General features: G+C 65.6%; 11 protein-coding genes, 2 rRNA genes and 1 riboswitch (1 of these 14 only partly in view). Of the genes, 1 reads left to right on the top strand and 12 read right to left on the bottom strand.

What is annotated here, in order from left to right:
- Positions 1-138 precede the first annotated feature (138 nt).
- Positions 139-234: riboswitch (glycine riboswitch) on the bottom strand.
- 114 nt (positions 235-348) lie between these two features.
- Positions 349-723, top strand: a complete 375-nt coding sequence (locus tag AB5J56_RS37735) for a PRC-barrel domain-containing protein (protein ID WP_369239715.1) — start codon at positions 349-351, stop codon at positions 721-723.
- Here the strand turns inward: AB5J56_RS37735 and AB5J56_RS37730 are convergent.
- From AB5J56_RS37730 to AB5J56_RS37675, 12 genes are all read right to left on the bottom strand, one after another.
- Positions 642-2,138 (bottom strand): DNA polymerase IV, encoded by a 1,497-nt coding sequence (locus tag AB5J56_RS37730; protein ID WP_369239713.1) that lies wholly within the window; start codon positions 2,136-2,138, stop codon positions 642-644. The genes AB5J56_RS37735 and AB5J56_RS37730 overlap by 82 nt on opposite strands.
- Positions 2,139-2,260: 122 nt before the next feature.
- Positions 2,261-2,896 (bottom strand): MerR family transcriptional regulator, encoded by a 636-nt coding sequence (locus AB5J56_RS37725; protein WP_369239711.1) that lies wholly within the window; start codon positions 2,894-2,896, stop codon positions 2,261-2,263.
- Between the two features lie 216 nt (positions 2,897-3,112).
- On the bottom strand, positions 3,113-3,586 hold the full coding sequence (locus tag AB5J56_RS37720) for a bifunctional nuclease family protein (RefSeq protein ID WP_006123076.1): 474 nt from the start codon (positions 3,584-3,586) through the stop codon (positions 3,113-3,115).
- A gap of 84 nt (positions 3,587-3,670) precedes the next feature.
- Positions 3,671-4,426 carry a MerR family transcriptional regulator gene (locus tag AB5J56_RS37715; protein ID WP_369239709.1) on the bottom strand — a complete coding sequence of 252 codons (756 nt, stop codon included), beginning with the start codon at positions 4,424-4,426 and terminating at the stop codon, positions 3,671-3,673.
- A gap of 42 nt (positions 4,427-4,468) precedes the next feature.
- Positions 4,469-5,440 carry an FHA domain-containing protein gene (locus tag AB5J56_RS37710; protein ID WP_369239707.1) on the bottom strand — a complete coding sequence of 324 codons (972 nt, stop codon included), beginning with the start codon at positions 5,438-5,440 and terminating at the stop codon, positions 4,469-4,471.
- A gap of 61 nt (positions 5,441-5,501) precedes the next feature.
- Positions 5,502-6,338 carry a DUF881 domain-containing protein gene (locus AB5J56_RS37705; protein ID WP_369239705.1) on the bottom strand — a complete coding sequence of 279 codons (837 nt, stop codon included), beginning with the start codon at positions 6,336-6,338 and terminating at the stop codon, positions 5,502-5,504.
- Between the two features lie 5 nt (positions 6,339-6,343).
- On the bottom strand, positions 6,344-6,676 hold the full coding sequence (locus AB5J56_RS37700; protein WP_003988855.1) for a small basic family protein: 333 nt from the start codon (positions 6,674-6,676) through the stop codon (positions 6,344-6,346).
- Complete coding sequence (locus AB5J56_RS37695; RefSeq protein WP_369239703.1) at positions 6,673-7,566, bottom strand: DUF881 domain-containing protein; 894 nt, start codon at positions 7,564-7,566, stop codon at positions 6,673-6,675. The genes AB5J56_RS37700 and AB5J56_RS37695 overlap by 4 nt, the downstream gene beginning before the upstream one ends.
- Before the next feature lie 99 nt (positions 7,567-7,665).
- Positions 7,666-10,161, bottom strand: coding sequence for a sugar phosphate nucleotidyltransferase (locus AB5J56_RS37690; RefSeq protein ID WP_369239701.1), 2,496 nt, complete (start codon positions 10,159-10,161; stop codon positions 7,666-7,668).
- A 110-nt stretch (positions 10,162-10,271) separates the two neighbouring features.
- Complete coding sequence (locus tag AB5J56_RS37685) at positions 10,272-10,880, bottom strand: CDP-alcohol phosphatidyltransferase family protein (RefSeq protein ID WP_369239699.1); 609 nt, start codon at positions 10,878-10,880, stop codon at positions 10,272-10,274.
- A gap of 151 nt (positions 10,881-11,031) precedes the next feature.
- A 5S ribosomal RNA gene (gene rrf / locus AB5J56_RS37680) occupies positions 11,032-11,148 on the bottom strand.
- Between the two features lie 100 nt (positions 11,149-11,248).
- Positions 11,249-13,894, bottom strand: a 23S ribosomal RNA gene (locus tag AB5J56_RS37675) (it continues 477 nt past the right edge of the window).

Raw genomic sequence — 13,894 nt, 5'->3', positions numbered from 1 at the left:
CGCGGGTACCCCGACGGCCTCCCCCTCTGTCATCTCAACCTGAGAGCTTCACCGGACCGTCCACTGAGCTGGACGTCCCGGTTTTCACCGTCGGTGAGAGCGGAAGCCATCGAAACCCGCTCTGCTTTCCAGAGTGACCTCGTCCGTGCGGTACGTGGGCCTGAGAGATTCCGGGGAGGATTTGCTCCTTCGGCGCCTCCGATGATGTCTGGAGGACTCTCCCGCACGGGGTCAGCAGCCGTGTGCCAGCCTACCAGCGAGGACAACGCACGAGTCTTCGAGTGGCCACCTTCCCCAATGTGCTCTTTCGTAGTGCTTACGGATGAGTTGCGACCAAGTGGAGGGCCCGTGCAGACCGACATCGATCCGCGCAACCTGATCGGCCGCAAGGCACTCGACCGCAACGGCACCAAGATCGGCACCATCGACGAGGTCTACCTCGACGACGCGACCGGCGTTCCGGAGTGGGCGGCCATACGCACCGGCCTGTTCAGCAGGGACGCCTTCGTGCCCCTGGAGCCCAGCGAACTCGTCGAAGGCACCCTCCGCGTCCCCTACGAGCGGGCCCTGATCAAGGACGCCCCCGACTTCGGCGTCGGCCGCCACCTCTCGCCCGAACAGGAGATCCAGCTCTACCACCACTACGGGCTCGATGTGGCGTTCCCCGAGCCACTCCCCCCGGACCGCGACTTCGGCCGCCTCGCAGGCACTGAGGACGCCTGAGACCCGATCTCCGCATCCGCAGGCTCTGGAACCTCCGGCCCAGGATCCGGGGGCCCCGGCTCCTCGGGTCTTCGCAGCACCAGGGGCAGCGGATCCGCCGGCTCCAGGTCCGGGTCGTCCGTCCGGAACGTGCGCACACGCCCGGGCTCCGAGTACGGCGTCTCGAACCGCACCGTGACCCGCCCGAGCCCGCTGCCCTGCACCCAGCCGTGCCCGTGCTCGGCATGCCGTACGTCGTGCCCCGCGGGCCACCGCCGCTCGGCGACCGGCGCCTGTTCCACGGCGGGCTCCTGCGCCGGCTCCTCCTCGGGATGCTCCTGCGCCGCCAGCTCCCCCGCGGCGGCCTGCGCCTGCGCGAAGAGGTCCTCCTGCGTGTAGTCGGCGAGCCCGGAGACACCGACTCCCAGCAGTCGTACGCCCCCGGTGGTGTCCACCGCCTCCAGCAGCCGCGCCGCCGCCTCCCGCACCACGGCCGTGTCGTCCGTGGGCCCGCGCAGCGTCTCGGAGCGGGTCAGCGTGGAGAAGTCGTACCGCCGCACCTTCAGGACGATCGTCCGCCCCGACAGCCCTGCGCCGCGCAGCCGCTGCACACACCGGTCGGCGAGCCGCTGCACCTCCAGCCCGACCCTCGTCCGGTCATGGATGTCCACGTCGTACGTGTCCTCGACCGAGACCGACTTGGTCTCCCGCTCGGCCACCACGGGCCGCTCATCGTGCGCCAGCGCCATGGCGTACAGCGCGTGCCCGTGCGCCTTCCCCAGGAGCCGTACGAGCTCGTCCTCGCCCGCCTCGGCGATCTCCTCGACCGTGCTGATCCCGGCCCGCCGCAGATGGTCCCCGGTGGCGGGGCCCACGCCCGGCAGCGTGCGCACCGACATCGGCCCCAGCAGCGCCCGCTCGGTGCCGGGCTCTATCAGCACCAGCCCGTCGGGCTTCGCCTGCTCCGAGGCGATCTTCGCGAGCATCTTCGAGGCGGCCAGTCCGACCGATCCCGTCAGCCCCGTCACGGCCCGGATGTCGGCGCGCAGCTTCGCCCCGGTCAGGCGCGCCGACTGCTCGTCCCATGCCGTCCCCCCGGCCTCCAGGTCCACGAACGCCTCGTCCAGGCTGAGCGGCTCCACCAGCGGCGACAGCGCCCCCAGCAGCCCCATCACCTGCTCGCTGACCTCCCGGTAGAGCCCGAAGCGCGGCACCAGGTACGCGGCGTTCGGCGCGAGCCTGCGCGCCTGTGCCATGGGCATCGCCGAGTGCACCCCGAAGATCCGTGCCTCGTACGAGCAGGTGGCGACCACACCGCGCGGTCCGAGCCCGCCCACGACGACCGCTTTCCCGCGCAGGCTCGGCTTGGCTGCCTGCTCCGCCGAGGCGAAGAAGGCATCCATGTCGAGATGCAGGATCGTGGGCGTGGTTCTCACATCTCCGATGCTGCCCTACGCCACTGACAATGCCCCGGCACGCCGGGGCATCATCCTTCACAAGCTGCTGATTCCGGACGTCAGGACACCGCGCCGATCCCGGCGCCCTGCGGTCCGGAGCCTCAGACGGCGCGATTACGCCGCCGCGCCAGCTCGTCCGCGGGATTGTGCCCGACGAGCGTCTCGCCGGTGTCCACGCGCTCCCCGTGCAGCTGCGAGAGCGCGCTCTCGACGTCCCGCCACACCACGCCCACGGCGATGCCGAAGATGCCCTGGCCGCCCTGGAGCAGGGCGTGGACCTCGTCGGGCGAAGTGCATTCGTAGACGGTCGCGCCGTCGCTCATCAGCGTCATCCGCTCCAGATCCTGGAAGCCGCGCTCCCTGAGGTGCTGGACCGTGGTGCGGATGTTCTGCAGCGAGACCCCGGTGTCGAGGAAGCGCTTCACGATCTTCAGGACTACTACGTCCCGGAAGCTGTACAGCCGCTGCGTCCCCGACCCGTAGGCGGGCCGCACGCTCGGCTCGACAAGACCGGTTCTGGCCCAGTAGTCCAGCTGCCGATAGGTGATGCCCGCGGCAGCACACGCCGTGGGACCCCGGTACCCGATCTCCTCGGTAACGGCCCCTCCCTCGCCCGGCACTGCCGTCGGCCGCCGCGGAACGTGACCGGCCGCGTTGCCGTGAAGCGGGTACGGGCCGCTCTCCCCCAGACTGCGTCCGGGGGCACCCCCAGCCGTACCGTCGCCGCTGCTTCTCACGCCGACCTCCGTCCTTGACCTGCCTTCTCGACGGTAGGCAGTCACCAGGGGTGCGTCAACGATCGCCACACTCGGCACGCCGAGTGATAATCACCCTAGGAGTGGTTTCCCGTGCTCCACCGCGGGGAAAGGCTAGCCGAATGCTCTGACGAGGGGCGGCAGCACGCCACACTGGCCGCAGGCAATTGCCATTCGGGCGCCTGCCGCCGCGCGGCATCACTGACTGTTGGTCCCGAAGTCCTCGGGCGAGATCTGGTCGAGGAACTCGCGGAACTTCTCCACTTCGTCCTCCTGCTCGTCGGGGATCGCGATGCCGGCGTCGTCAAGCACCCCGTCACTGCCGTAGATCGGCGTGCCGGTGCGCAGCGCCAGCGCTATGGCGTCGGACGGCCGGGCGCTCACTTCGACCCCGCTGGCGAACACCAGCTCCGCGTAGAAGACTCCCTCGCGAAGATCGGTGATGCGTACTTCCGTGAGTTCCTGACCGACGGCTTCCAGCACGTCCTTGAAAAGGTCGTGGGTCAGCGGTCGCGCGGGGGCCATGCCCTGCTGCGCGAAGGCGATCGCCGTCGCCTCCCCCGGTCCGATCCAGATGGGGAGGTAGCGGTCGCCTCCCACTTCACGCAGGAGCACGATCGGTTGGTTGGAGGGCATTTCGACCCGGACACCTACGACATCGAGCTCGTTCACACAGCAACCCTAGGCCGTGCCCGGGATGTTTGGGTAGTCGGGCACAGAACGGGTGGGCGATCCGGCCTGCGGCGGCGCCCCGGTTCAGGGCAGTCGTACGCCGAGCGCGGTCTGCACCAGCGCGGCGTGCAACTTCACCGCGAGCCCCGCCAGCTCCTTCGTACGGGCCTCCGCGTGCGCCCTGGTCTGTGGATTGCGGTGCCGCCGCAGCGGGGCCACCACCTGGTCCACGAGCCCCGCCTCACGGTCGGCCGCCGCCTTCATGACCCGCAGATGCCGCGGCTCGATCCCGAACCGCCCCAGCTCTACGACGAGGGAGGCGACCGTCACCGCCTCGGCGTCGTACGCCCCGTCCGGCAGCGGCGCGATGAGCCCGTACGACTCCCACTCCTCGAGCTGCTGCTCCTCGATCTCGGCCGCGACGAGCAGCTCGGCCCGACCGACCCGCGCGACGGTGGGCGTCCCAGGCTCGCCGTAGAGGTCGACGGAAGGCTCCGCGTCGCCCGGGTCGCGCTGACGCCCCAGGGACGGCAGGCGCACCGCCTCACCGCGCTCCAGGGCCTCCAGGTGCTCGCGGATCACCTTCAGGGGCAGATAGTGGTCCCGCTGCATCCTCAGAACGTGTCCGAGCCGCTCGACGTCGCCGGCACTGAACTTCCGGTACCCCGATGGGGTCCGCTGCGGCTCGATCAGCCCCTCCGACTCCAGGAACCTGATCTTGGAGATGGTGACCTCGGGGAACTCGTCGCGCAGCGCATTGAGCACCGCACCGATGCTCATCAGCCCACTGTCCGCGGCGGCGGTGCCACTGTCGGCACCGCCGCTCGGTGTTTGAAGCATGGACCTTCCTGGGGGTCCCCCCGGACGGAGTCTGGGGGAGGGTCAGATGCCCCGCTGGCTCGCGTAGAAGACCAGCCGGTACTTGCCGATCTGCACCTCGTCGCCGTTCGACAGCGCGACCGAGTCGATCCGCTCCCGGTTGACGTACGTGCCGTTGAGGCTGCCTACATCGGCCACCGTGAACGAGCCGTCCGCAACGCGACGGAACTCCACGTGACGACGCGACACCGTCACGTCGTCCAGGAAGATGTCGCTCTGCGGATGGCGCCCGGCCGTGGTCAGCTCACCGTCCAGCAGGAAGCGGCTGCCCGAGTTCGGACCGCGGCGCACCACCAGCAGCGCCGAGCCGAGAGGCAGCGCGTCGACGGCCGCCTGCGCCTCCGGGGAGAGCGCCGGCGACTGCGTCTGGCCCGTCACCTCGGCGTCGTAGGCCTCAAGACCGGAGATGGAGATCGTGGACGTCGTCTCGGACGGACGCTCGGCGGCCGCTCCGCCTCGCAGCGGCGCACCGCAGTTGGAACAGAACCGGCTGTTCTCCGCGTTGCGGTTCCCGCACCTCGTACACACCAGGGCCGACATGGACGGATCCTCCTGCCGCGGCTGCCCTCCAGGGGCATGGGACGCATACGGATCGGAGGCAAACCCTCCACCCGTACTTGAGGTTGACGGTTCCCCGAAACCTATGCGCCCGGACTGGGCAGGGTCAACAGACGGCGCGCCCTGACCACCGGAAATGTCACCACCCGGGCCGGAGACCTGGTCCCGGAAGAGCGGACGCTCGCCGCTCTGGCCCTCTTCACCATGGCGCGGTGCGCGATGACGGGCCGACGCGTTGTCGTTGCCCTCTCGCGCGCTCTTGCCGAACAACTTCGCAAACAACTTCACGGGCGATTCCCCTTGACCGAAACAGACCCGCCCGTGGGGCAGGACGAACCCTGACTGCACTCGCCGGTCGACCCGGACATCCTCACAACGTCCGTATCCACCAGACAGTTTCCACCACGCACCACCCATTCGGTGCGCCGACCCCCCGCAACCTCATGCCCTGGCCCGACAACCCCCATGCACCGCCGGTTCACTGGGAGGACGACCGAGCGTAGTCAGGGCGCTTCGCCGGTCGCAAGGCGTCCACGACGATCTTCGTCGAGCGGTCCACCGTGACGGTGGCCTGCTCCTTCTCCAGCGTCTGCACCACACCTCCGGGGATGTTCAGCGCCGGCTCGAGGTCCTGCGGCTTGCCGATGACCTTGAAACGATAGGGCTGGCTGATCTTGTTCCCGTCGACCTTGACTCCTCCGTCGGAGTCCGTCAGATAGGTGCCGGCGACGACGCGCACGCCGTTCACCTGGATCGCTTCCGCGCCGGCCGCGCGCAGCTCCTGGATCGCGTCGAGCAGCATGTCCGCTTCGACCGTCCCCTTCGTGTCGTTGATCGTCAGCGTGATGCCGGGTCCTTGCGCCGCCACTGTGCCCGCCAGAATGCCGAGTTGCTTCTCCTTCTCGACCGTCTGCTTGCGAGCCTCCTCGGCCTGGTCCGAGCTGGTCTCCAGCTCGGTACGCTGGTCCTCGAGACCCTGCTTCTCGTCTTCAAGACGCTGCGTACGGTTGTCGAGTTCATCGAGAATGCGTACGAGATCTTCCTGACGTGCGCCGCGCAGGGCACTGCCACTGTCGCTGTTGGACGCGACCTGGACGGCCAGGCCGAAGCCGAGGCCGAACAGCAGCAGCGCGACGATGAGTTGGGCGCGGCTGAGCCGCGGCGGCCACACCCCCTGCACGAGCCGCTGACGGCCGGTCAGCGACGGCTCCTGAGCCTGCTCCTCGTCCTCGGTCTCCGCGGCCGCAAGGGCCGGGACCTCTTCGGGCAGTTCCTTGCGCAGGCGGTTCTTCGGGGCCTCGTCCTCGTTGCTCATCGACCTCACGCCCGGAAGACGTGTCGACGGATCGCCGCGGCGTTGGAGAAGATCCGGATGCCGAGGACGACCACGACACCCGTGGACAGCTGGGCGCCGACGCCCAACTTGTCGCCCAGGAAGACGATCAGCGCGGCCACGACCACGTTCGACAGGAACGACACCACGAAGACCTTGTCGTCGAAGATGCCGTCGAGCATGGCCCGCAGACCACCGAACACGGCGTCGAGCGCCGCCACGACGGCGATCGGAAGGTAAGGCTCGACAACCGCCGGAACCTCGGGCCGGACCAACAGTCCGGCCACGACTCCCACGACGAGGCCCAGTACGGCGATCACGATGTGCCCTTCTCTGTGCTCGGCTGTGCTGTACGTACGATCACACTCGGTGCGGCCGGCAGCCGGACGTCGCTCTCCACGGAGATGCTGGTCCGGATGTCGTAGTTCTCCTGCAGCGCGTGCAGATACTGTCCGTCGGCGCTGTTCTGGAACTTCGTGCTCAGCCGTTTGCCGTCCCCCACGGCGAGCACGGTGTACGGCGGCACCAGTGGCTTGTTGTCGACCAGTATGGCGTCGCCCGCGGCCCGGATCGCCGACAGCGCCGTCAGCCGCTGCCCGTTGATCGCGACGGCCTCGGCGCCCGACTCCCAGAGCCCGTTCACGACGCGCTGCATGTCGCGGTCGCGCACCCGGCCGGTGTCGGAGAACCCGGAGGTTTCGCGCGGGTCGCCGTCACCGCCGGTGCTGGCTTCCTTGGCGTCGTTCACGACGAGTTTCACGCCGGGACCGTGCACCTCCGTGGCACCCGACAGGATGTCCACCAGATCGGCCTGGCCGCCGCCGTCCTTCTTCAACGCTTCGCGCTGCCGCGCGCTCACGTCGTCGCGCAGGGTGTCGACACTGCTTTCGAGCTTGTCCGCCGCGTCCGTCTCGCGCTCGATACGGTCGATGAGCTCCTGTCGCTCCTTGGCGATCACCGGGGCCGCTATCCGCGCGTTCGCCGCGCCTACGGTCACCACAAGCGCCGCGAGTACGAGACCGGCGGCCAGACCCAGCTTCGCCCGCACCGTCTTCGGCATGCCACCGGCGCCCTCGGCCTGCTTGCGCGCCGCCGCCTCCGCATACCCGTCGTCGAGGCTGTGGTCCATGACGTTGGTGAGCAGCGACATGGAGGCGTCCGGGCGCGAGGGGCGCGTAGGAGTGCTCCGAACGGGGGGCTGCTGCGGCATGCCGCACATCGTCGCACGTCGCGGGCGCTACCTCCGAATGGCCCCACCGACGTGCCGGACAGGCCCCCTTAGGGGCACTTGTCCGGCACGCGCGCATGCTCAGCGTCCGGCGCTGTCCACCACGGCAGACCACTCGTCGAGCAGGGCTTGCGCCGAAGCGTCGTCGGGCCCTTCGGCCCACAGATGGGTGACAGCTTCGGCCGGGTCGGGAAGAACCATGACCCAGCGCCCGTCGGTCTCCACGACACGTACGCCGTCCGTGGTGTCCACGAACCGCTCCCCGGCCTCCTCCACGACCCGGCGCATCACAAGTCCCTTGACTGCCCAGGGAGTCGCCAGATCGCGCTTCAGGACGTGCGCCCGCGGGATCCGCGCGTCGATCTGGCTGAGCGTGAGCTGCGTCCGCGCCACCAGCCCGATGAGCCGTACGAACGCGGCCGTACCGTCGAAGACGCTGCTGAACTCCGGGATGATGAACCCACCCCGACCGTCACCACCGAATATCGTCGCGTCATCGCCCCCGACCCGCGTCAGGTCGTCGGGAGACGTGGTCGTCCACTCGACCTGCGTCCCGTGGTACGCCGCCACCTGCTCGGCGATCCGCGTGGTGGTCACCGGCAACGCCACCCGCCCGCTGCGCCGCTCCGCGGCCACCAGGTCGAGCATGACGAGCAGTGCCCGGTCGTCCTCGACGATCCGCCCCTTCTCGTCCACCAGTGAGAGCCGCTCGCCCACCGGGTCGAAACGCACCCCGAACGCGGCCCGCGCAGACGCCACGATCTCGCCGAGCCTCACGAGCCCGGACCGGCGCCCATCCGCCGTCTCCGTCGGCCTGGACTCGTCGAGACCAGGATTGATGGTCAGCGCGTCGACCCCGAGCTTGCCCAGCAGACTGGGCAGCACGAGTCCGGCGCTGCCGTTCGAGGCGTCCACGACCACCTTCAGCCCGGACTCGGAGATCCCGCTGGTGTCGATGTTCCTCAGCAGCGATCCCGTATAGGAGTCGAAGACGCTGGCCGGGAAGTGCAGATCCCCGATCTCGCCCGGGAACGCGCGCCGGTACTCCTGCCGCGCGAACACCCGGTCCAGCTTCCGCTGACTCGCCTGCGACAGGTCCGCGCCCTGACTGTCGAAGAACATGATGTCGACGGAGTCCGGCACGCCTGGCGTGGTCCGGATCATGATCCCGCCGGCGCTTCCCCGAGCGGTCTGCTGCCGCGCCACCGGCAGCGGCACGTTCTCCAGATCTCGTACGTCGATGGCGCTGGTCTGCAGCGCCGAGATGACGGCCCTTTTCAGCGCACGCGCGCCTCGGGAGTGGTCGCGAGCCGTGGTGACGGTGGAGCCCTTCTTCAGGGTCGTCGCGTAAGCTCCGGCAAGCCGCACCACGAGCTCCGGCGTGATCTCCACATTCAGGATCCCGGACACACCACGAGCGCCGAAGAGATGCGCCTGCCCTCGGGATTCCCAGATCACCGAGGTGTTGACGAAGGCGCCGGCCTCGATCGTCTTGAACGGGTAGACGCGAACGTTTCCCTGAATGATCGATTCTTCACCGACGAGGCACTCGTCACCGATGACAGCGCCGTCCTCGATCCTCGCCGCCCGCATGATGTCGGTGTTCTTCCCGACGACGCAGCCCCGGAGATTACAGTGCTGGCCGATGTACACGTTGTCGTGCACAACGGCCTTGTGCAGAAAGGCCCCGCTCTTGACGACGACGTTGGAGCCCACGACGGTGTGCTCCCGGATTTCTACGTCCGCTTCGACCTTGGCGTAGTCGCCGATGTAGAGCGGTCCACGCAGTACGGCATCGGGGTGCACCTCCGCGCCTTCAGCGACCCATACGCCCGGAGAGATCTCGAAGCCGTCGAGTTCGACGTCGACCTTGCCCTCCAGGACGTCGGCCTGCGCCTTCACATAGCTCTCGTGGGTGCCGACGTCCTCCCAATACCCTTCGGCGATATAGCCGTAGATCGGCTTGCCCTCCTTCATCAGCTGAGGGAAGACATCACCGGACCAGTCGACGGAGACATCGGCCTCGACATAGTCGAAGACCTCGGGCTCCATGACGTAGATTCCGGTGTTCACGGTGTCCGAGAAGACCTGACCCCAGGTCGGCTTCTCCAGGAAGCGCTCGACCTTGCCCTCTTCGTCCACGATGGTGATGCCGAATTCCAGAGGGTTCGGCACGCGCGTCAGACAGACGGTGACGAGCGCGCCCTTTTCCTTGTGGAAATTGATGAGGTCGGTGAGATCGAAGTCGGTCAGAGCATCACCGGAGATGACGAGGAAGGTGTCGTCCTTCAACGCCTCCTCGGCGTTCTTGACGCTCCCGGCGGTTCCGAGTGGCTTCTCCTCATTGGCATAGGTGAGCTCCATGCCGAGCTCCTCGCCGTCACCGAAGTAGTTCTTGACCAGTGAGGCCAAGAACTGGACAGTAACGACGGTCTCGTTGAGCCCATGCCTTTTGAGCAGCCGTAGCACATGCTCCATGATCGGGCGATTGGCCACGGGCAGGAGCGGCTTGGGCATGCTTGAGGTCATGGGACGAAGGCGCGTGCCTTCGCCTCCGGCCATCACAACGGCCTTCATGTCGGAAGCGTCCTCCTTGAAGAGACGGTCAGCCGACTTCACCCGTCCTGATTGTCCCGCAATTTTCGTCAGCGGGCCATCGAGCCACTACAGCCGCGCAATCGGCGAGCTCAATCGGCCTTGGTGTCCGCCCTGACCAGGCGGCGGACCTGAACCACGTAGAGGATCCCTGCCCACCAGTACAGCGTTGTACCCCATCCGGCGAACGCCCATCCGAAAATAGCAGCCAGTGACGCGATCCATCCACTTGCGTCACTGAGCAGCAACAACGGGAAGGCGTACATCAAGTTGAAGGTGGCCGCCTTCCCGAGGAAGTTCACCTGCGGCGGGGGGTAGCCGTGGCGCCTGAGGATGCCCACCATCACCAGCAGGACCAGCTCTCTCGCCAGCAGTACACCGGTCAACCAGAGCGGGAGAATCTCGCGCCAGGTGAGGCCTACGAGAGTGGACAGAATGTAGAGCCGGTCGGCCGCGGGATCGAGCAGCCGGCCGAGACTGCTGATCTGGTTCCAGCGTCGCGCGAGCTTTCCATCGAGGTAGTCACTGATGCCGCTCAGCATGAGCACGAGCAGGGCCCAGGTATCGCTCTTGGGACCACCGAACTCAGGCCTGAGGATCAACCACAGGAAGACGGGTACGCCGACAAGGCGCGCCATGCTGAGGATGTTCGGGATGGTGAGGACCCGGTCTGTCTGGACGCGGGTCTCCTGGACCTCCACCCGGGGGCCTCCTGTGGGAAACGAGCCAACGATGCCCCCTGACCTTACCCTCAGCGTTCCCAGCGACGTACCGAGGGGTGGAGGCGCCGCCCGGAAAACAAAAAAGCTCCGGTTCCTGGGCTGATGCCCAGGAACCGGAGCTCTAAAAGGAGTTCGGCGGCGTCCTACTCTCCCACAGGGTCCCCCCTGCAGTACCATCGGCGCTGTGAGGCTTAGCTTCCGGGTTCGGAATGTAACCGGGCGTTTCCCTCACGCTATGACCACCGAAACACTGTGAAATTGTGAACCAGTTGCCTCGACTCCCTGTGGCCCAGGGAGGAGGCATGTCGTTCGTTATTTCAGAACTGACACAGTGGACGCGAGCAACTGAGGACAAGCCCTCGGCCTATTAGTACCAGTCACCTCCAGCGGTTGCCCGCCTTCCAGATCTGGCCTATCAACCCAGTCGTCTACTGGGAGCCTTAACCCCTCAAAGGGGGTGGGAATACTCATCTCGAAGCAGGCTTCCCGCTTAGATGCTTTCAGCGGTTATCCCTCCCGAACGTAGCCAACCAGCCATGCCCTTGGCAGGACAACTGGCACACCAGAGGTTCGTCCGTCCCGGTCCTCTCGTACTAGGGACAGCCCTTCTCAATATTCCTACGCGCACAGCGGATAGGGACCGAACTGTCTCACGACGTTCTAAACCCAGCTCGCGTACCGCTTTAATGGGCGAACAGCCCAACCCTTGGGACCGACTCCAGCCCCAGGATGCGACGAGCCGACATCGAGGTGCCAAACCATCCCGTCGATATGGACTCTTGGGGAAGATCAGCCTGTTATCCCCGGGGTACCTTTTATCCGTTGAGCGACGGCGCTTCCACAAGCCACCGCCGGATCACTAGTCCCGACTTTCGTCCCTGCTCGACCCGTCGGTCTCACAGTCAAGCTCCCTTGTGCACTTACACTCAACACCTGATTGCCAACCAGGCTGAGGGAACCTTTGGGCGCCTCCGTTACTCTTTAGGAGGCAACCGCCCCAGTTAAACTACCCATCAGACACTGTCCCTGATCCGGATCACGGACCCAGGTTAGACATCCAGCACGACCAGACTGGTATTTCAACGACGACTCCACCATGGCTGGCGCCATGACTTCACAGTCTCCCAGCTATCCTACACAAGCCGAACCGAACACCAATATCAAACTGTAGTAAAGGTCCCGGGGTCTTTCCGTCCTGCTGCGCGAAACGAGCATCTTTACTCGTAGTGCAATTTCACCGGGCCTATGGTTGAGACAGTCGAGAAGTCGTTACGCCATTCGTGCAGGTCGGAACTTACCCGACAAGGAATTTCGCTACCTTAGGATGGTTATAGTTACCACCGCCGTTTACTGGCGCTTAAGTTCTCAGCTTCGCACACCCGAAAGTGCACTAACCGGTCCCCTTAACGTTCCAGCACCGGGCAGGCGTCAGTCCGTATACATCGCCTTACGGCTTCGCACGGACCTGTGTTTTTAGTAAACAGTCGCTTCTCGCTGGTCTCTGCGGCCACCCCCAGCTCAGAGAGTAAATCTCGTCACCGGTGATGGCCCCCCTTCTCCCGAAGTTACGGGGGCATTTTGCCGAGTTCCTTAACCATAGTTCACCCGAACGCCTCGGTATTCTCTACCTGACCACCTGAGTCGGTTTAGGGTACGGGCCGCCATGAAACTCGCTAGAGGCTTTTCTCGACAGCATAGGATCATCCACTTCACCACAATCGGCTCGGCATCAGGTCTCACCCACATGTCATCCGGATTTGCCTAGATGACGGGCTACACCCTTACCCCGGGACAACCACCGCCCGGGCTGGACTACCTTCCTGCGTCACCCCATCACTCACCTACTACAGGTCTGGTCCGTCGGCTCCACCACTCCCCTTTGCCCGAAGGCTCCGGGGCGGCTTCACGGACTTAGCATCGCCTGGTTCGATGTTTGACGCTTCACAGCGGGTACCGGAATATCAACCGGTTATCCATCGACTACGCCTGTCGGCCTCGCCTTAGGTCCCGACTTACCCTGGGCAGATCAGCTTGACCCAGGAACCCTTAGTCAATCGGCGCACACGTTTCTCACGTGTGTATCGCTACTCATGCCTGCATTCTCACTCGTGAACCGTCCACCACTAGCTTCCGCTGCGGCTTCACCCGGCACACGACGCTCCCCTACCCATCCCAGCAGGCGTTGGCCCTATTACTGGAATGACACGACTTCGGCGGTACGCTTGAGCCCCGCTACATTGTCGGCGCGGAATCACTAGACCAGTGAGCTATTACGCACTCTTTCAAGGGTGGCTGCTTCTAAGCCAACCTCCTGGTTGTCTGTGCGACTCCACATCCTTTCCCACTTAGCGTACGCTTAGGGGCCTTAGTCGATGCTCTGGGCTGTTTCCCTCTCGACCATGGAGCTTATCCCCCACAGTCTCACTGCCGTGCTCTCACTTACCGGCATTCGGAGTTTGGCTAAGGTCAGTAACCCGGTAGGGCCCATCGCCTATCCAGTGCTCTACCTCCGGCAAGAAACACACGACGCTGCACCTAAATGCATTTCGGGGAGAACCAGCTATCACGGAGTTTGATTGGCCTTTCACCCCTAACCACAGGTCATCCCCCAGGTTTTCAACCCTGGTGGGTTCGGTCCTCCACGACCTCTTACAGCCGCTTCAACCTGCCCATGGCTAGATCACTCCGCTTCGGGTCTTGAGCGCGCTACTAAACCGCCCTATTCGGACTCGCTTTCGCTACGGCTTCCCCACACGGGTTAACCTCGCAACACACCGCAAACTCGCAGGCTCATTCTTCAAAAGGCACGCAGTCACGAGAGTGCATGCAAGCATGCACTCCGACGCTCCCACGGCTTGTAGGCACACGGTTTCAGGTACTATTTCACTCCGCTCCCGCGGTACTTTTCACCATTCCCTCACGGTACTATCCGCTATCGGTCACCAGGGAATATTTAGGCTTAGCGGGTGGTCCCGCCAGATTCACACGGGATT

It is taken from the genome of Streptomyces sp. R21, from assembly GCF_041051975.1.
GTDB lineage: Bacteria > Actinomycetota > Actinomycetes > Streptomycetales > Streptomycetaceae > Streptomyces.
This window is presented reverse-complemented; position numbering and strand designations above follow the sequence as displayed.

Bases quoted from the DNA above. Each gene is read 5' to 3' on its own strand.
- AB5J56_RS37715 (WP_369239709.1), bottom strand. From the start codon at position 4,426: ATGCTTCAAACACCGAGCGGCGGTGCCGACAGTGGCACCGCCGCCGCG.
- AB5J56_RS37705 (WP_369239705.1), bottom strand. From the start codon at position 6,338: ATGAGCAACGAGGACGAGGCCCCGAAGAACCGCCTGCGCAAGGAACTG.
- AB5J56_RS37695 (WP_369239703.1), bottom strand. From the start codon at position 7,566: ATGCCGCAGCAGCCCCCCGTTCGGAGCACTCCTACGCGCCCCTCGCGC.
- AB5J56_RS37710 (WP_369239707.1), bottom strand. From the start codon at position 5,440: ATGGGTGGTGCGTGGTGGAAACTGTCTGGTGGATACGGACGTTGTGAG.
- AB5J56_RS37690 (WP_369239701.1), bottom strand. From the start codon at position 10,161: ATGAAGGCCGTTGTGATGGCCGGAGGCGAAGGCACGCGCCTTCGTCCC.